The organism is Corynebacterium kalidii (genome assembly GCF_022869005.1).
GTDB lineage: Bacteria > Actinomycetota > Actinomycetes > Mycobacteriales > Mycobacteriaceae > Corynebacterium > Corynebacterium kalidii.
The window spans coordinates 106,054-126,790 of sequence record NZ_JALIEA010000016.1; the positions used below are offsets into that span (position 1 = coordinate 106,054).

At 68.9% G+C, this 20,737-nt stretch carries 18 protein-coding genes and 1 pseudogene; 12 read left to right on the plus strand and 7 right to left on the minus strand.

Annotated features, from left to right (window positions below; genetic code table 11):
* Positions 1-71 precede the first annotated feature (71 nt).
* Together MUN33_RS10075 and MUN33_RS10080 are read right to left on the minus strand one after the other, a co-directional pair.
* Positions 72-290 carry a type II toxin-antitoxin system antitoxin gene (locus MUN33_RS10075; RefSeq protein WP_244804784.1) on the minus strand — a complete coding sequence of 73 codons (219 nt, stop codon included), beginning with the start codon at positions 288-290 and terminating at the stop codon, positions 72-74.
* The gene (locus tag MUN33_RS10080) at positions 280-1,275 is read right to left on the minus strand and encodes an SPFH domain-containing protein (protein ID WP_244804785.1); all 996 of its coding nucleotides are present in this window, start codon (positions 1,273-1,275) and stop codon (positions 280-282) included. Before MUN33_RS10080 ends, MUN33_RS10075 begins: the two co-directional genes overlap by 11 nt.
* 151 nt (positions 1,276-1,426) lie before the next feature.
* Between MUN33_RS10080 and lysS the strand changes: the two genes are divergently transcribed.
* The 3 genes from lysS (at position 1,427) to MUN33_RS10095 (ending at position 5,972) form a co-directional block, all read left to right on the plus strand.
* Positions 1,427-3,058 (plus strand): lysine--tRNA ligase, encoded by a 1,632-nt coding sequence (gene lysS / locus MUN33_RS10085; protein WP_244804786.1) that lies wholly within the window; start codon positions 1,427-1,429, stop codon positions 3,056-3,058.
* Between the two features lie 261 nt (positions 3,059-3,319).
* Positions 3,320-4,729: an acyl-CoA dehydrogenase family protein gene (locus MUN33_RS10090; RefSeq protein ID WP_244804787.1), complete on the plus strand. Its 1,410-nt coding sequence runs from the start codon at positions 3,320-3,322 to the stop codon at positions 4,727-4,729.
* 34 nt (positions 4,730-4,763) lie between these two features.
* Positions 4,764-5,972 (plus strand): acyl-CoA dehydrogenase family protein, encoded by a 1,209-nt coding sequence (locus tag MUN33_RS10095; protein WP_244804788.1) that lies wholly within the window; start codon positions 4,764-4,766, stop codon positions 5,970-5,972.
* 304 nt (positions 5,973-6,276) lie between these two features.
* On the opposite strand, the gene MUN33_RS10100 is transcribed toward MUN33_RS10095, so the two are convergent.
* A complete protein-coding gene (locus tag MUN33_RS10100; protein ID WP_244804789.1) occupies positions 6,277-6,444 on the minus strand; it encodes a hypothetical protein in 168 nt (55 codons plus the stop codon).
* A gap of 160 nt (positions 6,445-6,604) precedes the next feature.
* Positions 6,605-8,371, minus strand: coding sequence for an AMP-binding protein (locus MUN33_RS10105; protein WP_244804790.1), 1,767 nt, complete (start codon positions 8,369-8,371; stop codon positions 6,605-6,607).
* A 336-nt stretch (positions 8,372-8,707) separates the two neighbouring features.
* On the opposite strand from MUN33_RS10105, the pseudogene MUN33_RS10110 reads away from it, so the two are divergent.
* Positions 8,708-11,237: pseudogene (locus MUN33_RS10110) on the plus strand (ATP-dependent Clp protease ATP-binding subunit); the annotation flags it as partial.
* 165 nt (positions 11,238-11,402) lie between these two features.
* On the opposite strand, the gene MUN33_RS10115 reads toward MUN33_RS10110, so the two are convergent.
* Positions 11,403-12,401, minus strand: coding sequence for an iron-sulfur binding domain-containing protein (locus MUN33_RS10115; protein WP_439647852.1), 999 nt, complete (start codon positions 12,399-12,401; stop codon positions 11,403-11,405).
* A 165-nt stretch (positions 12,402-12,566) separates the two neighbouring features.
* Here MUN33_RS10115 and MUN33_RS10120 point away from each other — a divergent pair, with 165 nt between their 5' ends.
* Both MUN33_RS10120 and MUN33_RS10125 read left to right on the plus strand, forming a co-directional pair.
* Positions 12,567-13,169, plus strand: coding sequence for a carbonic anhydrase (locus MUN33_RS10120; RefSeq protein ID WP_244804891.1), 603 nt, complete (start codon positions 12,567-12,569; stop codon positions 13,167-13,169).
* 91 nt (positions 13,170-13,260) lie between these two features.
* Positions 13,261-13,977 carry a hypothetical protein gene (locus tag MUN33_RS10125; RefSeq protein ID WP_244804902.1) on the plus strand — a complete coding sequence of 239 codons (717 nt, stop codon included), beginning with the start codon at positions 13,261-13,263 and terminating at the stop codon, positions 13,975-13,977.
* On the opposite strand, the gene radA is transcribed toward MUN33_RS10125, so the two are convergent.
* Complete coding sequence (radA, locus tag MUN33_RS10130) at positions 13,964-15,358, minus strand: DNA repair protein RadA (RefSeq protein WP_244804792.1); 1,395 nt, start codon at positions 15,356-15,358, stop codon at positions 13,964-13,966. The two genes, MUN33_RS10125 and radA, sit on opposite strands and share 14 nt — an antisense overlap.
* 87 nt (positions 15,359-15,445) lie before the next feature.
* Positions 15,446-16,045 (minus strand): hypothetical protein, encoded by a 600-nt coding sequence (locus MUN33_RS10135; RefSeq protein ID WP_244804793.1) that lies wholly within the window; start codon positions 16,043-16,045, stop codon positions 15,446-15,448.
* A 273-nt stretch (positions 16,046-16,318) separates the two neighbouring features.
* Here MUN33_RS10135 and MUN33_RS10140 point away from each other — a divergent pair, with 273 nt between their 5' ends.
* The 6 genes from MUN33_RS10140 to tatC all read left to right on the plus strand — a co-directional run bounded on the left by MUN33_RS10140 (position 16,319) and on the right by tatC (position 20,736).
* Positions 16,319-16,909 carry a CarD family transcriptional regulator gene (locus tag MUN33_RS10140; protein WP_244804794.1) on the plus strand — a complete coding sequence of 197 codons (591 nt, stop codon included), beginning with the start codon at positions 16,319-16,321 and terminating at the stop codon, positions 16,907-16,909.
* 5 nt (positions 16,910-16,914) lie between these two features.
* On the plus strand, positions 16,915-17,811 hold the full coding sequence (locus tag MUN33_RS10145; protein WP_244804795.1) for an IspD/TarI family cytidylyltransferase: 897 nt from the start codon (positions 16,915-16,917) through the stop codon (positions 17,809-17,811).
* Positions 17,808-18,290 carry a 2-C-methyl-D-erythritol 2,4-cyclodiphosphate synthase gene (ispF, locus tag MUN33_RS10150; protein ID WP_244804796.1) on the plus strand — a complete coding sequence of 161 codons (483 nt, stop codon included), beginning with the start codon at positions 17,808-17,810 and terminating at the stop codon, positions 18,288-18,290. Before MUN33_RS10145 ends, ispF begins: the two co-directional genes overlap by 4 nt.
* Before the next feature lie 258 nt (positions 18,291-18,548).
* Entirely contained in the window at positions 18,549-19,601 is a 1,053-nt protein-coding gene (locus MUN33_RS10155; protein ID WP_244804797.1) for an intradiol ring-cleavage dioxygenase, read from the plus strand.
* Between the two features lie 92 nt (positions 19,602-19,693).
* Positions 19,694-19,933 (plus strand): twin-arginine translocase TatA/TatE family subunit, encoded by a 240-nt coding sequence (locus MUN33_RS10160; RefSeq protein ID WP_244804798.1) that lies wholly within the window; start codon positions 19,694-19,696, stop codon positions 19,931-19,933.
* Positions 19,930-20,736, plus strand: a complete 807-nt coding sequence (gene tatC, locus MUN33_RS10165) for a twin-arginine translocase subunit TatC (protein WP_244804799.1) — start codon at positions 19,930-19,932, stop codon at positions 20,734-20,736. Before MUN33_RS10160 ends, tatC begins: the two co-directional genes overlap by 4 nt.
* Position 20,737 lies beyond the last annotated feature (1 nt).

Consider the following 20,737-nt stretch of genomic DNA (forward strand, 5'->3'; position numbering starts at 1 on the left):
GCTGCACGGCGACAGACTTATCTCGGCGGCCTCCCCGGCGGAGTCCCCGGAGCAGGACCCGGCCCGCGCCGTCAGCCGGCCGTGTCGTCCCCGGGAGAGGACTGTTTCGGCGGCCGTCCACGTCGCGGCAGGCTCCCGGTGCTCTTCGGTAGCCGTCCTGCCTGGCGCAGTTGGTCACGCAGCATGACCTCGATCTGGGCGTTGACGCTGCGCAGGTCGTCATGGGCCCAGCGGGCGATCGCGTCGTAGACCGCCGGGTCGATGCGAAGTGGAACGTTCTTACGCGCCATGGAGACCACCGGTGTTGATCACCGGTTGGGTCGAGGAGTCGGAGCACAGGACCACGAGCAGGTTGGAGACCATCGAGGCCCGGCGTTCCGGGTCGAGGTCGACGATGTCACGCTCCTCGAGCTGGTCGAGGGCGGTCTGGACCATCGACACCGCGCCGTCGACGATCTGCTCACGGGCGTCGACCACGGCCTGTGCCTGCTGGCGCTGCAGCATCGCACCGGCGATCTCGGGGGCGTAGGACAGCGCGGAGATCCTCGCCTCGACGATCTCGAGGCCGGCGACGGCGACGCGCGCGGCGACCTCGTCGGCGAGCTCCTGCGAGACCACGTCGGTGGAGCCGGCCAGGCTGGTCGCGGCGGCACCGGTGGTGCCGTCGGCGTTGATGCGTCCCGGCACGGAGTCGTAGGGGTGGGTGGTGGCGACGTGGCGCAGCGCGGACTCGGACTGCGAGTGGATGAACTCCTCGACGTCCTCGACGGAGAAGGTGGCCTTGGCGGTGTCGGACACCTGCCAGACGACGATCGCGCCGATCTTCACCGGGTTGCCGTTGAGGTCGTTGACCTTGATCTCGTTGGTCTCGAAGTTGCGGACCCGGACGCTGACCTTCCGGCTGGTGGCCAGCGGCGGGACGAGGGTGAGCCCGGTGGTGCGGTTGGTGCCCAGGTAGCGCCCGAAGAACTGGACGACCTGGGTGTGCCCCGGGTTGATGACCCGCAGCATCGCCAGGACCACCACGGACAGGAGGATCACGACGACCCCCACGCCGATGAGCGTCCCCCCGGTCCCGGCGGCGAGCTTCTCCGTCCCCATGCCGACCGAGGACCAGACGATGAGGGCGACGGCGGCGAGGAAGGCGACGATCCCGCCGAGGAGGGCGAACACCGCGAGCCCGGTGGATCCCGACCACGCGCGGTGTTCGCTGATGTTGACGTTGGTGCCGTCGTGGCCGACGGGTGTCCCGGCGACGGCGGTCTCGGTTGCCATGGTGTCCTCTCCGTTCCCGGCGTCTCCGGAAACTGATATCACTTAACAGTAAAGTGATATCAGTTTGATGTCAACGGTGGGCCGTCCCCGCGGGTCGGCCGGTCAGGCTCGGGGCAGGTCCGTGCGCGGCCATGCAGTAGGCTGGGGCACCGTGACTGACGCGAAGAACTCCCCCCAGAATGCATCTCAGGTCCCCCCGGAGGTTGACGGCGGTGACCTCCCCGAGCAGGTGAAGGTGCGCCGCGGCAAGCGTGACCGTCTCCTCGCCGAGGGCCGGGACCCGTACCCGGCGGAGGTCCCCCGCACCCATGCACTCAAGGAGATCGTCGCGTCCTACGCGGTACTGCCGAAGGACGAGGACGAGGCCGCCGCGGTGGAGCGCGCCGGGGGCGTCACCTACCTGGAACCGGGCGAGGAGACCACGGAGCCCGTCGGCATCGCCGGCCGCGTGATCTTCGTGCGCAACACCGGCAAGCTGGCGTTCGCCCGCATCCAGGACGGCGACGGCACCCAGCTGCAGGCGATGCTGTCGCTCGCCGAGGTGGGGGAGGACGCGCTGGCGTCCTGGAAGTCTGACGTGGACCTCGGCGACTTCGTCTACGTCCACGGCCGTGTCGTGGCCTCGAAGCGTGGCGAGCTCTCCGTGATGGCGGACTCCTGGTCGATGGCCTCGAAGTCGCTGCGTCCGCTACCGGTCGCGCACAAGGAGCTCAGCGAGGACACCCGCATCCGGCACCGCTACACCGACCTGATCATGCGTGAGCAGGCGCGGACCAACGCGGTGACCAGGATCAAGGTCATGCGCGCCCTGCGCCACGCCCTGGAGCGGCGGGACTTCCTGGAGGTCGAGACCCCGATGCTGCAGACCCTCCACGGTGGTGCCGCGGCACGTCCGTTCGAGACGCACTCCAACGCCCTGGATATCGACCTCTACCTGCGCATCGCTCCGGAGCTGTACCTCAAGCGCTGCGTGGTCGGCGGCATCGACCGGGTCTTCGAGGTCAACCGCAACTTCCGCAACGAGGGCGTGGACTCCTCGCACTCGCCGGAGTTCGCGATGCTGGAGACCTACCAGGCCTACGGCACCTACGACACCGGTGCGACGATGATCCGCGAGGTCATCCAGGAGATCGCCGAGGAGGTGTTCGGTTCCACCACGGTCACCCTGGTGGACGGTACCGAGTACGACTTCGGCGGTGAGTGGCGGACCATGGAGATGTACCCCTCCCTGAACGAGGCGCTGCACCGCAAGTTCCCCGACCAGGACGTGGTGGACGAGGTCACCGTGGACACCTCGGTCGAGGACCTCAAGGCGCTGGCCGCCGTGGTCGGGCTGCCGGTCCCGGAGAAGGGTGGCTGGGGCCACGGCAAGCTCGTCGAGGAGATCTGGGAGGTGCTGTGCGAGGACCAGCTGTACGGCCCGGTCTTCGTCCGGGACTTCCCGGTCGAGACCTCGCCGTTGACCCGTCAGCACCGCAGCAAGCGGGGTGTGACGGAGAAGTGGGACCTCTACGTCCGCGGGTTCGAGCTGGCCACCGGGTACTCCGAGCTGGTGGACCCGGTCGTCCAGCGTGAACGCTTCGAGGACCAGGCGCGCCTGGCCGCCGGCGGCGACGACGAGGCGATGGTGCTGGACGAGGACTTCCTGGCGGCGATGGAGCAGGGCATGCCCCCGACGTCCGGCAACGGCATGGGGATCGACCGGCTGCTGATGGCACTGACCGGACTGGGGATCCGGGAGACGGTGCTGTTCCCGATGGTGAAGCCGGAACGCGACAGCTGAGCCGGCGGCGGGGACTGTAGGGGTCACTACGGGGGTGGGGTCCGGGGGTGCAGGGCAGGCGTTTCACCTGCCCTGATCTAATTGTTTCCCCGGGTGACTGTGTGACGGTCGTCGAATTCCGTCATTTGTGACGCGGATCATGGTTCGTGGTTATGATGTAATCATTATCTGTCCGACCCAACTCCATGACTGTCAATGACTGTCCGTCCGCCGGTGACCACCGGGGCGACAACGAGTACAGCGAAAGGTAGCTGCCTCATCATGAGTGACCGAAGCAAGCGGAACGACTCCACGCCGGGCCTCAACACCATCAAGCGTGATGCCATCGGCACCGCGATGCGTGTCCTGACCCGCTTCACCGGATCCGACCTGGCCGTCAAGTACGGGCTGAACGAGAAGGTCGACCGTGTGGCCTACGAGTCCACCAAGGGCGGGATGCGCACCCTCGGTGCCATCAACCGCCAGTTCAAGAAGTCCAAGGGCTCCGGGAAGCCGGTGCGCCTGGAGGCCCAGGGCGGCGAGGGCGACGCCACCACCGAGCCGAAGAAGCCGGCGAAGGCGCTCTTCGACCTGACCCCCACCGAGGACCAGGAGATGCTCGCCTCCGCCGTCCGCGAGTTCGCCGAGGAGCAGCTCCGTCCCGGTGCCCACGACGCCGACGAAGCCGCCGAGACCCCCAAGGAGGTCCTGGACAACGCCGCTGAGCTGGGTATCTCCCTGGTCAGCCTGCCGGAGGAGTACGAGGGCCTGGCCTCCGAGTCCGCCTCCACCACCTCCGCCCTCGTCGCCGAGGCCCTCGCCTTCGGTGACATGGGCCAGGCCGTCGCGATCCTGGCTCCCGCCGGTGTCGCCACGACCCTCACCAACTACGGCGACGACGCGCAGCAGAAGACCTACCTGCCGGAGTTCGCCGGCGAGTCGGTGCCCCAGGCCGCCGTGATCGTCAACGAGTCCCGTGCCCTGTTCGACCCCTTCGTCCTGCAGACCACCGCCAAGCGCGAGGGCAACGACATCGTCATCAACGGTGTGAAGACCCTGGTTCCCAACGCCGGTTCCGCGGAGCTCTTCGTCGTCGCCGTCGACCTCGACGGGGTGAACACCTTCGCCATCGTGGAGTCCTCCACCGAGGGTGTCGTCGTCGAGGCCGACCCGTCGATGGGTATCCGCGCCGCCGGCCTGGGCCGCGTCCTGCTCAAGGACGTCAAGGTGCCGGCCGCCAACCTGCTGGGCGGTGCCGACCTGGACACCGAGACCCGCACCGAGAACTACGCCGAGATCATCCGCCGTGCCCGTCTGGGGTGGGCCGCCCTGGCCGTCGGCACCTCCGAGGCCGTGCTCGAGTACGTCAAGCCCTACGTCAAGGAGCGCGAGGCGTTCGGCGAGCCCATCGCCCACCGGCAGTCCGTCGCCTTCATGGTCGCCAACATCCGCATCGAGCTCGACGGCATGCGCATGATCATGCTGCGCGGTGTCTCCCGTATCGACCAGGGCCTGTCCTTCAACCGTGAGGCGGGGCTCGCGCACCGTTTCGCCGCCGACCGTGGCATGCAGATCGGTCTCGACGGTGTCCAGCTGCTCGGCGGGCACGGCTACACCAAGGAGCACCCGGTGGAGAAGTGGTACCGCGACCTGCGTGCCATCGGTGTCGCCGAAGGCGTCGTGGTCCTGTAAGTCCCGTCAGTAACAACATCGAAGGAGCACTGAAATGATCAACCTCGAACTCCCGAAGAAGCTGCGCGGGACCATCAACCAGGCACACCAGGCCGCCGCAGAGATCTTCCGCCCGATCGCCCGCAAGTACGACCTCGCCGAGCACGAGCGTCCCATAGAACTCGACACGATGTCCTCGCTGGTCGAAGGCATGAGTGACGGCGGCGGAAACGTCGGCGGAGCATCCGGCGGCCGCGCCGACAGCAAGAAGAAGTCCGAGGGCGTCCGCAACGGCGGTAACATGACCTCCCTGCTCAACGTCATCGAGACCTGCTGGGGCGATGTCGGACTGACGCTCTCCATCCCCTACCAGGGCCTCGGGAACTCCGCGATCGCCGCGGTCGCCACCGACGAGCAGCTCGAGCGCTTCGGCAAGGTCTGGGCCGCCATGGCGATCACCGAGCCGCAGTTCGGTTCCGACTCCGCCGCCGTCGCCACCACGGCCCGGTTGGACGGTGACGAGTACGTCCTCAACGGCGAGAAGATCTTCGTGACCGCCGGTGACCGGTGCACCCACGTCGTCGTCTGGGCCTCGGTCGACAAGTCCGCCGGTCGCGCGGCCATCAAGTCCTTCGTCGTCCCGCGCGATACCCCGGGCTTCGAGCTGGCCCGTCTGGAGCACAAGCTCGGCATCCGCGCCTCCGACACCGCCCACTTCATCCTGGACAACGTGCGCGTCCCGAAGGAGAACCTGCTGGGTTCCCCCGAGGTCGACACGAAGAAGGGCTTCGGCGGCGTCATGGCGACGTTCGACAACACCCGTCCGCTGGTCGCCGGCATGGCCGTCGGTGTCGCCCGCGCCTCCCTCGAGAAGCTGCGGACGATCCTCACGAAGGCCGGCCTGGAGATCGACTACGACGCCCCGAGCTGGAACCAGCCCGCGGCCGTGGCCGAGTACATCCGCCTCGAGGCGGACTGGGAGGCCGCGTACCTGATGACGCTGCGCGCCGCCTGGATGGCCGACAACAAGCAGCCGAACAACAAGGAAGCCTCCGAGTGCAAGGCGAAGGCCGGCCGTATGGCCACCGAGCTGACCCTGCGCGCCGTCGAACTCGCCGGCACCTACGGCTACTCCGAGCGCTCCCTGCTCGAGAAGTGGTCGCGCGACTCGAAGATCCTGGACATCTTCGAGGGCACCCAGCAGATCCAGCAGCTGGTCGTCGCCCGCCGTGAGCTGGAGCTGTCCTCCGCACAGCTGAAGTAGCAGGTCACGCCGTTATCGCGGCCGTCGGTCACCATGACCGGCGGCCGCTTTCGTCGTCGCTGCCGCCGTTCCATCCTGCCTGCATCCCGCTTCCATCCCTTATGCGTCCCCCCGTGGGAGGGGGCGACGCCATTACATGGAAACTATTTTCGTTAGGATTGGCCGGGCGCTTCCAGTCTCATGGTTGCGCTCTGTGGAACGTCCCCGGCGTCGGCCGACACTTACGCCGGGGACCGTGCGGTGACGCCGCCTGTCGTCGTCACCGCGGTGACCCCCGTCGCACTGGCGTGAGGACGGGGGCTCATCACATCCGGAGCACCAGCGAGAGAATGAACAGCGCGGTGAACACGCCTCCCGGGACGGCGAGGAGGACGAGCACGACGCCGCCGATGACGAGCAGCGCGCGGGGAGGCGACTTCCGGTCGTCGGGGCTGTCTGGGGTGCCTGGGTTGCCTGGACTATCTGGGGCCATCGTGACCTCCGGCGGGGAGAGGTGGATTTGTGGTGTTGTCCACGGAGAATACCCCGCTGCAGGGCAGATGGGCCGCGACCCGGCACACGACATGACAGCGGCCCGCAGACGGGGTCTGCGGGCCGCTGTCGGGACGCGGAGGGGGTGGGGCGGCGCGGCTTTACGCGGCGTCGTCCTCCATCCCGTTGTTCACGGAGGGGAGCTCCCGGGGGACGATCTTGCCCACCGCGTTGCGGGGCAGGACGTCCATGAAGACGAAGTAGCGGGGGACGTTGTGGCGCGCGAGCTTCGCCTTGACGGCGGCCTTCGCACGTTCCTCGAAGCCTTCGCGGTTCTTCTCCTCGTCGGTGAGCACGACGTAGGCGGCGAGGGCCTGGCCGAAGTCGGGGTCGGCGACACCGTGGACGGCGACCTCGTAGACCTCGGGCATGTCCGAGATGACGTCCTCCGCCTCCTGCGGGTACACGTTCTCGCCGCCGGAGACGATCATGTCGTCGCTGCGTCCGGCCAGGTAGAACAGGCCGTCCTCGTAGTAGCCGAGATCGCCGGTGGAGACCAGGCCGTCGATGTTCTCCTTGTCCACACCCGGGCGGGTGTAGCCCTCGAACAGCAGGTCGTTACCCACGAAGACGCGGCCGACGACACCTTCCGGGACGTCGTTGCCGTCGTCGTCGACAATCTTCAGCACGGTCGCCATCGGCGGCTTGCCCGCGGTGGTCGGGTGCTCCTCGAGCTCGTGGGGCTGGGCGATCGAGGCCCAGCTGATCTCGGTGGAGCCGTAGAGGTTGTAGAGCACCTTCCCGAACTTCTCGTGCGTGTCCCTGATGACCCGCGGCGGGAGTGCCTCGCCGCAGGCCACGATGGACTTGACCCCGGGGCTGAAGTTCTCCGGCACGGCCTCGAGGAGGCGGCGCAGCTGCGTGGGGACGATGGCGATGTTCGCCGGACGGTTCGCCTCGATGAGCTTGACGGCCGCACGGGGGGAGAACTTGCGCTGCAGGATGAACGTCGCGCGTAGTGCCAGCCCCAGCTGGATCTGGCAGAACCCCCAGAGGTGGAACATCGGCGCAGGCACGTAGTAGCCGCGGTGGTGCTTCAGCGGGATCCTGGACATGATCGAGGACGCCGGGAGGTACGTCTTCGGCTCCGGACGCCGCGCGCCCTTCGGGGTGCCGGTCGTGCCCGAGGTCAGGATGATCGTGCGGCCGCGGCGGGGACGTGCCGGGATCTTCGACTCGGCCGGGCCCGTGCGCAGGACCTCGGTCAGCGTCGGCCAGTCGGGGTTCCTGGTGGCGTGGTCCTCGTTCTTCTGGGCGTCGGCGACGTTGCTGGCGTACTCGATGTCCGCCGCCTGCGCCTCGCGCTCCTCGGGGGTGAGGGGTGCGGCGGCGGTGTCCTGGTTCTCCTCCCAGTTGACGACCACCGGGCAGTCGTCGAAGCCCTTGGGGAGCAGCGGGATGAACTCCTCGTCGATGAAGAGCAGGTCGATCTTCTGCTCCTTCATCACGGCGCGGGTCTGCTCCGCGGACGCACCGGTGTTGAACAGCACGATGTCGGTGCCGAGACGTCCGTGGGCGCACAGGGTCATGATGAAACCGCGGTGGTTGCGGCTGAGCATCCCGATCTTGTCGCGCTCCCGGACCCCGGTGCGGTACAGGGCCTCGGCCAGTTTGTTCGTCTGGTCGTGGAGTTCGCCGTAGGTGATGGACCCGGCGTCGTCGAGGATCGCGGTGTGGTAGGGGTCCTGTGCCGCGCCGATCGCGAGCAGGCCGGCGGGCGTGAACGACCACTGGACGATGGCCTTCAGGGCCTTGCCCATGGCCACGGGGCTCATCGCTCCGAAGACGCCGGACTTGACCAGCGGGATCGCTCCTTCGGCGAGCTGCGGAAGTTGTTTCAGCGTGACTGCGGGTTCGGATCCGCTCATGGTTCTCCTTCGTGTTCGGCGAGGCTGCGACAGTGATGTGACAGACCATGCAGGGGGCTGGCTCGTGTAAGACAGGTTACAGATAAAAATGGTTCGTTTCGCCGGAATAGCCGGATGGGGTCGGGACGGTCCGGGAAACGCCTGTTCGCTGACGGCGTACAAGGCCGCGGATGTCCGCGAAAATGGTCGATGACCTGCATGTATAAGGGGTCGTGGGGGTGGTGTCGCCCGGGGAACAAGTTCAGGAGGGTCACCGTTGTACAAAGTGACTCAACGTGGCGACGCCGAATCACTAAGGTGGTCCCCACATCCGGACCTTGAAGCGAGGGAGAGCAAATGTTCGAGAGGTTCACCGACCGTGCGCGACGGGTCGTCGTCCTGGCGCAGGAAGAAGCCCGCGCGCTCAACCACAACTACATCGGCACCGAGCACATCCTGCTGGGGCTGATCCACGAGGGTGAGGGCGTCGCCGCCAAGGCTCTCGAATCCATGGGCATTTCCCTGGAGGCGGTGCGTACCGAGGTCGAGGACATCATCGGCACCGGTGGGCACCCGCCGAGCGGGTACATCCCCTTCACCCCCCGGGCCAAGAAGGTCCTGGAGCTCGCCCTGCGCGAGGCGCTGCAGCTCGGCCACAAGTACATCGGCACCGAGCACATCCTGCTCGGGCTCATCCGCGAGGGCGAGGGCGTGGCCGCACAGGTGCTGGTCAAGCTCGGCGCCGACCTGTCCCGGGTGCGTCAGCAGGTCATCCAGCTGCTCTCCGGTTACGAGGGCACCGAGCCGGAGGCGGCTCCGGACGAGCCCGCCACCGCGGGTGTCGGTTCGTCCTCGGACTCCGCGTCGGCCGGTAAGCCGGGCCAGAAGTCCAACTCGCTGGTCCTGGACCAGTTCGGGCGCAACCTGACCCAGGCGGCCAAGGACGGCAAGCTGGATCCGGTCGTCGGCCGTGAGAAGGAGGTCGAGCGCATCATGCAGGTGCTCTCGCGCCGCACGAAGAACAACCCCGTTCTCATCGGTGAGCCCGGCGTGGGCAAGACCGCCGTCGTCGAGGGGCTCGCGCTGGACATCGTCAACGGCAAGGTGCCCGAGACCCTCAAGGACAAGCAGCTCTACTCGCTGGACCTGGGGTCACTGGTCGCCGGTTCCCGGTACCGCGGTGACTTCGAGGAGCGCCTGAAGAAGGTCCTCAAGGAGATCAACCAGCGCGGCGACATCATCCTGTTCATCGACGAGATCCACACCCTCGTCGGCGCGGGTGCCGCCGAGGGGGCGATCGACGCCGCCAGCATCCTGAAGCCGAAGCTGGCCCGCGGCGAGCTGCAGACCATCGGTGCGACGACCCTGGACGAGTACCGCAAGCACATCGAGAAGGACGCCGCCCTCGAGCGTCGTTTCCAGCCGGTGCAGGTGCCGGAGCCGAGCGCCGAGATGACGATCGAGATCCTCAAGGGTCTCCGTGACCGCTACGAGGCGCACCACCGGGTCTCCATCACCGACGGCGCCCTCGCGGCCGCCGCCCGGCTGTCGGACCGCTACATCAACGACCGGTTCCTGCCGGACAAGGCCGTCGACCTCATCGACGAGGCCGGTGCGCGCATGCGGATCAAGCGCATGACCGCCCCGAAGGCGATCCAGGACGTCGACGACCGGATCGCCGAGGTCCGTCGGGCCAAGGAAGCGGCCATCGACGACCAGGACTTCGAGAAGGCGGCCTCCCTGCGCGACGACGAGCGCAAGCTCACCGAGGAGCGTGCGGAGAAGGAGAAGCAGTGGCGCGCCGGTGAACTCGACGACGTCGCCGAGGTCGGCGAGGAGCAGATCGCCGAGGTGCTGGGCACCTGGACCGGTATCCCGGTCGTCCGCCTCACCGAGGAGGAGTCCACCCGGCTGCTGCACATGGAGGATGAGCTGCACAAGCGGATCATCGGCCAGGAGGACGCGGTCAAGGCGGTCTCCCGGGCGATCCGTCGTACCCGCGCGGGGTTGAAGGACCCGAAGCGTCCGAGCGGTTCGTTCATCTTCGCCGGCCCGTCCGGTGTCGGTAAGACCGAGCTGTCGAAGGCGCTGGCGGAGTTCCTCTTCGGCGACGACGACTCGCTGATCCAGATCGACATGGGCGAGTTCCACGACAAGTTCACCGCGTCGCGTCTGTTTGGTGCACCCCCCGGATACGTCGGCTACGACGAGGGCGGCCAGCTGACCGAGAAGGTCCGTCGCAAGCCGTTCTCCGTGGTCCTCTTCGACGAGATAGAGAAGGCGCACTCGGAGATCTACAACACCCTGCTGCAGGTCCTCGAGGACGGTCGTCTCACCGACGGCCAGGGCCGGATGGTGGACTTCAAGAACACCGTCCTGATCTTCACCTCGAACCTGGGCACCAGGGACATCTCCAAGGCCGTGGGCATGGGCTTCTCCGGTGCCGGTGAGGCAGACGAGGAGGCCCAGTACGACCGGATGAAGTCGAAGGTCAACGACGAGCTGAAGAAGCACTTCCGCCCGGAGTTCCTCAACCGTATCGACGACATCGTGGTCTTCCACCAGCTGACCCGTGAGCAGATCGTCCAGATGGTCGACCTGCTGACCGGTCGGGTGCGTAAGGCACTGGCGGAGAAGGACATGGGCCTGGAGCTGTCCGAGAACGCGAAGAACCTGCTCGCCGTCCGTGGCTTCGACCCGGTGCTGGGCGCCCGTCCGCTGCGTCGGACGATCCAGCGGGAGATCGAGGACCACCTGTCCGAGAAGATCCTGTTCGGCGAGCTGGGTGCCGGCGAGATCGTCACCGTGGACGTCGAGAACTGGGACGGCACCGGCAAGGGTGAGGGTGCGAAGTTCGTTTTCGGCTCCCGTCCGAAGCCGCTGCCGGAGATCGCGGTAGAGCCGGGTGTCGACGCCGGGGACGCGCAGGAGAACGTCATCGAGGCGGCGACCGACGACGGTGACCTGCCCGAGACCCAGGACGTCACCGCCGGGGAGCACCGCGACTAGCTCCCGGGGCTGGACCACACAGGGCGCCGGTCCCGGCGGCCCGTTACCGGGGTAACCGGTACCGTGCCGTCGGGCCGGCGCCCTGCTGCGTCACGAGTCCGTCGGCGACCAGCGAGGTCAGTGCGCGGGCCCGCTGGTCGGCGTCCTCACTGGTGGCGGTGAGGTCGTCGGCGGTGACCTCGGTGGTGCCGTCGGCGCGCAGGATCGCCATGATCCGGCCGCGCACCTGGCGGTCGGTGCCCTCGAACTTCTGGACCCTCTTCTTCGCCGCGGCGGACTCCGCCGCACTGGGGGCGGGGCGCCCGAGGGCGACCCAGCGGCAACGGTCCGACACCGGGCAGGCGTCGCACCGCGGGGACCGTGCGGTGCAGACCGTGGCACCGAGCTCCATCAGCGACGCGCACATCCCCAGCGCCTCCCCGTGGGCCCGTGGGTCGTGCCGCGGATTGCGGTACCCGCGCTTGAGCAGCGCAGGGTCCTCGTCGACCCAGGGCATCAGGTCGGCGACGTCGGCCAGGTCCCCCGCCTTCGCCGGGCCCTGCAGGAACTCGCCGCGGGCGAGACGACGCTGGACACGGCGGACGTTCGTGTCGACGACCGGTACCGCCCGGCCGAAGGCGAAGGCGGCGACGGCGCGGGCGGTGTAGTCGCCGATTCCGGGCAGCGCGACCAGCTCGGCCACGGTGTCCGGGACCTGTCCGCCATGCTCGGCGACGACGGCACGTGCGCACTCGCGTAGCCGCAGTGCACGCCGCGGGTAGCCGAGGTTCGCCCAGGCGCGCAGGATGTCGTCGGTGGGGGCCTCGGCCAGGTCGGCGGGGGTCGGCCACCGCTCCAACCAGGCGGTCCAGAGGGGGATCACCCGGGCGACGGGGGTCTGCTGGGACATGATCTCGCTGAGCAGGACGGCCCACGGGGTGGTGTCCGGGTCCCGCCACGGTAGGTCGCGGGCATGGTCGTCGTACCACCGGTTGAGCACCGACCCCAGTGAGGCCGGACTGTCGGTGGGCGTAGGCGTCGCCTGGTTGTCGGGGGTCGTCACGGTGTCCACTGGACCCTACTGTGCCGTACGGACGGGCGTGCGGCAAAAGGCGGTGGCAGAATAGTCGGCATGACTTCTGACCACACCACTGCGAACGGCGGCACTGCCGGATACGGCGACGGCGACCGGGGCCACCTGACCCCCCAGGAGGCCGTCGAGCTGCTGATGGCGGGCAACCGCCGCTTCATGGACGAGGACTCCGCGCACCCGAACCAGGACCGCGGACGGCGCGAGCTGCTCACCGGCGGCCAGCGTCCCAACGCGGTCGTCCTCGCATGTTCGGACTCCCGTGTCCCCGTGGAGATCGTCTTCGACCAGGGCCTCGGCGACCTCTTCGTGATCCGTACCGCCGGGGAGATCACCGACCTGTCGGTGCTGGCCTCCCTGGAGTTCGCGGTGGTGTCCCTGGGTGTCCCGTTGGTCGTGGTGCTCGGGCACGAGAGTTGTGGTGCGGTCGCGGCCGCACAGACCGCACTGGCCACCGGCAGCATGCCCCCGGGGTTCCAGCGCGTGCTCGTCGAGAAGGTCACCCCGTCACTGCTGGCGGCCCGGTCGCAGGGCGCGGACACCGGGGAGGACTTCGAGAAGCACCATGTCGTGGAGATCGCCAACCACATCGTCGACCGTTCACCCGGGATCATGGAGCGACTCCGCGAGGGGCTCTGCGGTGTGGTCGGCATGCGGTACCGCCTGTCGGATGGCCTGGCGGAGCCCGTCGCCAGCTACGGGCTCGACATCGACGGGGTCCCCGCCACCGAGGTTCACTGACGGCCGTGTCTGACCGCCGTGTCTGACGGGGTGTCACGACGTCGGGGTGTCATGACGTCATGGCGTCGTCGGTGCTGGTTACACTGGTTGTGTGAGTCAGCGTAATGATCCCCGGCCGTTGCCCCCGGAAATCTACCAGCGCCGTCGTATCACGGCGGTGGTGGTTCTGGTCGTGGTCGTCGCGTTGTTGTGGTGGGTCATCAGTTCGCTGACCGGAGGGGACGACGCCCAGGACCAGGTCGCGCAGACCTCGGAGTCCACCGCCGCGACGACGGCGGGGTCGACGGCGGCGGCGTCGGGGTCGGCCGAGAGCAGTGCGACCTCGACGGAGGCGTCCCGGTTGGCCTCCCCGTCGGCGTCGGCTGAGCCTTCGGAGCCCCGTGGGGTGCCTGACGAGGTCGCGTCGAAGACGACGTGCGAGCTCGACGACCTCCAGCTGTCCGTGCGTCCCGGGGCCCCGACGTTCCGCGACGGCCAGCAGCCGAACTTCTTCCTGGAGGTCACCAACCCCACGTCCGGGGAGTGCGACATCGACCTGGGGGAGAATGAGCTGAAGTTCGAGGTCTTCACCATGGACTCCGGGTACACCCGGGTCTGGGGTGACACCGACTGCAACTCGCCGACGTCGACCGGGCGGCTGCGGCTGGACGCGGACCAGTCCCGCACCTTCGAGATGACCGCATGGTCGCGCACCACTTCCTCCCCGGGTTCCTGTGCGGACCGTCAGCCCGTCGGTAGCGGCGCGTACATGGTCTACGGCCACATCGGTGACAATACCTCGGAGTCGCAGACGTTCAACCTCGCGTGAGGCCGATCTTCGCCACCGCCTCCTGCACGGTCCCCACGGCGATGACCCGGAGGCCCGCGGGCGGGGTGGTGCGGTCGGCACCCCGGGTGGAGTCGGGGACGACCGCGGTGGTGAACCCCAGCCGACGCGCCTCCGCCAGGCGCAGGCGCAGGTCCGGGACCCGGCGTACCTCCCCGCCCAGGCCCACTTCGCCCACGGCCACCAGTCCGGTCGGCAGGGCCGTCCCGGAGGCGGTCGAGGCCAGGGCCAGGGCGAGGGCCAGGTCCGCACCCGGCTCGTTGATCTTCATCCCGCCGACCGTCGCCGCGTAGACCTCGTGGCCCATCAGGTCGACCCCGGCACGTTTGGCGAGCACGGCCAGGACGACGGCGACACGGCTGGCGTCGATACCGGTGACCACCCGCCGCGGCGTGTGCATCTGGGTCTCCAGGGCGAGGGTCTGGATCTCGCCGAGCATCGGCCGCCGGCCGTCCATCAGCACCGTCACGGCCGTTCCCGCCACCGGTTCGTCCCGGTGGTGCAGGAACAGCCCGGACGGGTCGGCGACGGCGCGGATGCCGTCGGAGGTCTGCTCGAAGCACCCGACCTCGTCCGTCGCCCCGAAGCGGTTCTTCTGGCCGCGCAGGAAACGCAGTGAGCTGCGCCGGTCGCCCTCGAAGTTGAGGACCACGTCCACGAGGTGTTCGACGGTGCGGGGGCCGGCGACATTGCCGTCCTTGGTGACGTGCCCGACGAGCAGGACGGGGACACCCGTGGACTTCGCCAGGGTCGTCAACGTCGCGGCGACGGCGCGGGTCTGCGCCACACCGCCGGCCACGCCTTCGACACCGGAGGCGTTGAGCGTCTGCAGCGAGTCGACGATGACCAGTTCGGGCTGGACGGCGTCGATCTGCCCGAGCGCGGTCTCCAGGTCGTGCTCGGCGGCGAGGAACAGCGACGGGCAGAGCGCGCCGGTCCGTTCGGCACGGTGACGCACCTGGCCGACCGACTCCTCCGCGGTGAGGTACAGCACGCTGCGGTCCTGCCGCGCCCACCGGTTGGCGACCTCGAGCAAGAGGGTCGATTTACCGACGCCCGGCTCGCCGGCGAGCAGCACGGCACTGCCGGGGACGACACCGCCGCCGAGGACCCGGTCGAGTTCCCCGATGCCGCTGGGGCGGTGCTTGGCGATGGTGGGGTCGATGTCGGTGACCGCTCTGGCGGGTGACGTCGGGGTGAGCCCGGTCGGGGTGGAGGTCCCGGTGGTGGGGGCACCGAGGGCGTCCATGGTTCCCCACTCGTGGCAGGAGGGGCAGCGGCCCACCCATTTGGACACCTGGTGGCCACAGGATGAGCAGCCGTAGGTGCTACGGGTTTTGCGGTTCGTGGTTTTCGTGGCCATGGCTCACAGACTAGTAGCGGGGTCGGACATGAAAAACGCGCATCGCCCCGGGGGAGGGGGATGCGCGCTCGGCGTCGGGGCGCGGGATCAGCGGATCTCTGAGCCCTCGTGCTCGCCGTCGATGGCGTCGGCGCCTTCGCGGTTGACGCCGTCCTGGTGGCGGTAGGTCTGGCCCGCGTCGGCGTACCAGGCCACGATCGGTGCGTTGACCTCGATGTCGCCGTTGTCGAAGGTGAAGGTCACCGTGCGGGCGGCGCCGTTGTAGAAGTTCTCGCCCTCCACCGTGGTCTCCAGGTACTGGGTGCAACCCACGGTGGCGTCGGACGGGTTCATCTCCGCGATGGCGGCCGACGAGTCGGCGACCACCGAGCAGTCCGGGGCGAGGGTGACCCTCTTGCCGAGGTCCACCGACGCGTCCTGCACCGACACGCTCTGCAGGGTGACGTCCTCGCCGTCGATGCCCTGGTTGGAGGCGTTGAACTTCAGTGCGACCGAGTTGTCCTCCTGGGTGACCAGGGTGACGTCCCGGACGACGGCGTCGCCGAGTTCGCCGTTCGTCCCGTTGACCGCGGCGACCTGGTTGGCGGTCTGGGAGACCTGGCCCGCACCGCAGGCGGACAGGGCCAGGGCCGCGCAACCGGCGGTGACGGCGAGCAGCCGACGAGCGGCGGGCTTCCGGTTCTTCACTGTGGTTCTCCTCCATCTGAGCCCCGTCCGGGGCCGTCAACTGCAGATGATATGTCCCGACACGTGTCAGGGCGGCGGGTTTCGTCGAGTCCACATTAACCCCTCAGGGGGCAGGACACCTAGTTCGCCCCACCCCTGATGGGCCCATACGGGGTGGACTGGGGCGGGCTGGGGTGGGGTTGAGGTCGGGTCGGGACGGATCGGACAGCGTGACCGGCACAGGAGTGCAGGTATGCGGCGAGGGCAGGTGCGGGGGTGCTAAACTGGCTCGTCATGGAGTTCAACATCGGGGACGTCGTCGTTTACCCCCACCACGGTGCAGCAGTGATCGAGGGAATTGAGCAGCGCGTTTTCAAGGGGGAGCCGGTCGACTACCTCGTGCTCCGGGTGAACCAGGGGGATCTGCTCGTCCGCGTGCCCGCAGCCAACGCCGAGACGGTGGGCGTCCGCGATGTCGTGGGTGAGGAAGGCCTGCTCAAGGTGTTCTCCGTCCTGCGTGAGACCGACGTGGAGGAGGCCGGCAACTGGTCCCGCCGCTACAAGGCGAACCAGGAGCGACTGGCGTCCGGTGACGTGAACCGTGTCGCCGAGGTCGTCCGTGACCTGTGGCGTCGTGACCAGGACCGTGGCCTGTCCGCCGGCGAGAAGCGCATGCTGGCCAAGGCGCGTCTGGTGCTCGTCGGCGAGTTGGCGCTGGCCGAGGGGGTGGACGACGAGAAGGCGGACGCCACCGTCCGCACGATGGAGGAGACCATCGTGCGGCACCGTGAGGAGTCCGCCGCCCGTCGTGCCGCCGGTGTCGCCGAGGAGGATGCGCCGCAGTCCGTCGATCTCGACGACGAGCTCGGCGAAGACGAGGACTGACTCCGGTGACCGGGCCAGGGGACGTGGCCGTGGACAGTCCTGACCGGGTCGTGGCCGTCGTGGCGGCGGCCGGTAGCGGGACCCGGCTGGGGGAGGTCCTGCCGAAGGCGTTCGTCGAGGTCGCGGGGCGCAGCATCCTGGAGCGGTGCCTGGACGGTCTCGCCGCCTCCGCGGCGGTGGGCCACACGGTGGTGACGGTCTCCACCGACATGGCCGACCATGCGAACGCGCTGGTGGACAACCAGATCGGCCTGTGGGCACCGATGGGGGTGTCCGTGGTCCTCGGGGGCACCGACCGCGCGGACTCCGTCCGGGCGGGCCTGGAGGCGGCGCGGGGGCGTTTCCCCGGCACCGGGGACGACCCGGATAACCCGGACGATCACGACGGCCAGGACGCAGGCACCGTGGGCGTCCTCGTCGCCGTCCACGACGCCGCCCGGTGCCTCACGCCTCCGGAGATGATCCGTGCGACGATCGCCACGGCCGCCGAGGGGGTCGCCGAGGGGACCTGGGCCGGTGTGGTGCCGGTCGTGCCGGTGACCGACACCGTCAAGGTCGTCGAGACCGAGCCCGGCGGGGCACTCGACGGCGCGGAGGTCATCCGCTCGACCCCGCAGCGCCGTACCCTGCGCGCCGCGCAGACCCCGCAGGTCTTCGCACTCGACCGGCTGCTCGCGGCGAACCGTATGCAGCAGGCGCGCGAGGAGCTGGATTCCGCGCACCCCACCGGTGAGCCTCCGTCGGCGCTGGCGCCGGTGGACGTCACCGACGACTCCTCGCTGATGGAGATGGCGGGGGAGACCGTCGTGGCGGTCGCCGGTGATCCACAGGCGTTCAAGATCACGCTGCCGGAGGACCTGGCACGGGCCCACCGGTTGGTCGGCGACGGGAGGACGGCATGATCATTCCGCGAGTAGGGGTCGCCACCGACGCCCACCAGGTGCAGGCCGGGAAACCGTGTTGGATGGCGGGCCTGTTCTTCGAGGGCGCCGACGGGTGTGAGGGGCACTCCGACGGCGATGTCGTGGCACACGCAGTCGTCGACGCCCTGCTGTCGGCGTCCGGGCTCGGCGACCTCGGTTCCTTCGTCGGGGTCGGACGTGACGAGTACGCCGGGGTCACCGGCGCCCGGCTGCTCACCGAGTGCCGGGACCTGCTGGAGTCCCACGGTTTCACCATCGGCAATGCGGCGGTGCAGATGGTCGGAAACCGCCCGAAGATGGGGCCGCGGCGGGAGGAGGCCGAACGGGTGCTCTCCGGGCATCTCGGGGCACCGGTGAGTGTCTCGGCCACCACCACCGACCACCTGGGGTTCACCGGCCGTGGTGAAGGTGTCGCGGCGGTGGCGACCGCCGTGGTGTGGCAGGACCAGGCCTCCTAGCGTAAGGCTCAGGAGCGGGATGGGTGGGGGCCGGCCGGGTAGGAGGGGCCCTGGCCGAGGCGATGTGCCCGGAGTCGGTGGTGACCGGGCAGTCACCCGGCAGTGTACGGCCGGTGTCGTAGCGGCGTATACCGCGGACGGGGTACACAGGTGTCCGCGTACGGGGGACGCGCCGGGCCGCGCGGTCGACGAGAGTTGACGGGGTCACCACCGCGGTGACGGATAGCCACCGCGGTCCCGCCAACCAAGGAGACCATCATGGCCACCCGTGTACCCGAACCCACTTCCACCCCCGACGGCCCCGCCTACGAGGGCCGCCTTCTCGACCGCCCGGACGAGGAGGTCGTCGACCAGGGTGTCGGCTTCGACCTGCGCACCCTGGTGAGTCGTCGCATGTTCATCGGCGCCGGCATCGCCGGTGCCGGGGCCGTCGCCCTGGCGGCGTGCTCGGACGGTTCCGGTTCATCCTCCGGCGGCGTCACCACCACCGCGGGGAGCGTCGACTCCGCGGACCTGCCGGACGCTGAGATCCCCGACGAGACCGCCGGACCCTACCCGGCTGACGGGTCGAACGGCCCGGACGTCCTGCAGGAGTCCGGCATCGTGCGCAGCGACATCCGTTCCAGTATCGGGGCCGACGCCCCGGTGGACGGTGTTCCGTTGGAATTCACCTTCACCGTCACCGACATCGCCGACGGGGACTCCCCGTTCGCCGACGTCGCCGTCTACGCCTGGCACTGCGACGCCCAGGGGCGGTACTCCATGTACTCCGAAGGGGTCGAGGACGAGACATGGCTGCGCGGTGTGCAGGTCGCCGACGCCGAGGGCAGAGTGACCTTCACCTCCGTGATGCCGGGCTGCTACACGGGACGCTGGACCCACATCCATTTCGAGGTCTACCCGGACGTCGACTCCACCGACGACTCGGCAAACGCCGTCGCCACCTCCCAGATGGCGTTCCCGCAGGACGTCCTGGACGAGGTCTACACCTCCGCGGTGTACGACGGCTCGGCGGACAACCTCTCCCGGATCACCCTGGCCACCGACAACGTCTTCGGTGAGGATTCCGCGGAACTGCAGATGGCCTCGGTCATCGGTGACGCGGACAAGGGCTACACCGCCGCGCTGACGGTACGGGTGGACACCACCACCGAACCCACCGGCGGTGGGGCCCCGGGTGGCGAGGGCGGTCCGGGCGGTGAACCGCCCAGCGGCGGCATGCCGGACGGCGGAATGCCCGAGGGCGGTGCACCGGACGGTGCGCCCGGTGCGCCGGGAAGTTCGGGGACCTCCGGCGAGACCGCGTCCTGACACCACCTGACCCCAGCTGACCCCACCAGTCCCCCCGACACAACAAGCCAACCCACCTGCCACACCGCTGGCACCCACCTAAGGAGTACGTCATGCTGCAGAACCTCACCGGAATGCACGCCCTGGTCATCCTCGCCGTCATCCTTCTGCTCTTCGGCGCAGCGAAGCTACCCGCCCTGGCCAAGAGCCTCGGCCAGTCCGTCCGGATCCTGAAGACCGAGGCGTCCGACCCCGCACCGGCCGGCGCACCGGCCACCCCGGTCGCACCGGACGCCGGACAGGCACCGGCGATGCACACCGTGGACGGCGTGGAGCGGAAGCTCACGTCATGACGCCCGCGACCGCAGGGCCGACCGGCATGCCGTTGTCCGGCCACCTGCTCGAAGGGCGCAGGAGACTCACCCGTGCCACGGCAGCCCTCGTGGTCGCGGCAGTCGTCGCCTACCTGCTCTCCGACCAGGTACTGGAGGTGCTGCGGGCACCGGTCGTCGACATCGCGCAGACCCGTGCCGCCGCCATCAACTACGACAGCGTCACCGGCGCCTTCGACCTGAAACTCCGCATCGCCCTGTTCGGCGGAATCGCCCTGGCCAGTCCCGTCTGGCTCTACCAGATCCTGGCCTACGTGGCTCCCGCGTTGATCGGCCGGGAGAAGCACCACGCCTTCGGCTTCCTCGCCGCGGTGATCCCCCTGTTCGTCGCCGGGTGCGCGGCCGGTGTGGCGGTGTTTCCCCGGATCGTTGAGCTGCTCGCCGGATTCGCGTCCGCCGACGACAGCACGCTGCTGCAGGCCTCCTACTACTTCGACTTCGTGCTCAAGCTCGTGCTCGCCGCCGGTGTGGCATTCACCTTCCCCGCCTTCATCGTCCTCCTCAACGTCCTGGGGGTGCTGCCGGCCCGGACGGTCGCCCGCAGCTGGCGGGGGATCACCGTGAGCATCGTGGTCTTAAGCGCCCTGGTGACCCCGTCGGCCGACCTGCTGTCGATGTTCCTGATCGCCGTCCCGATGGCGGTGCTGTTCGGGGTCTCACTCGGCATCGCCTGGATCCACGACCGGCGGCACCCCACCGGCACCACCGGACCTGCCGAACGGCGGGTGGACAACCGGACGTCCAGTCTTGAAGGAGTGTGCTGAC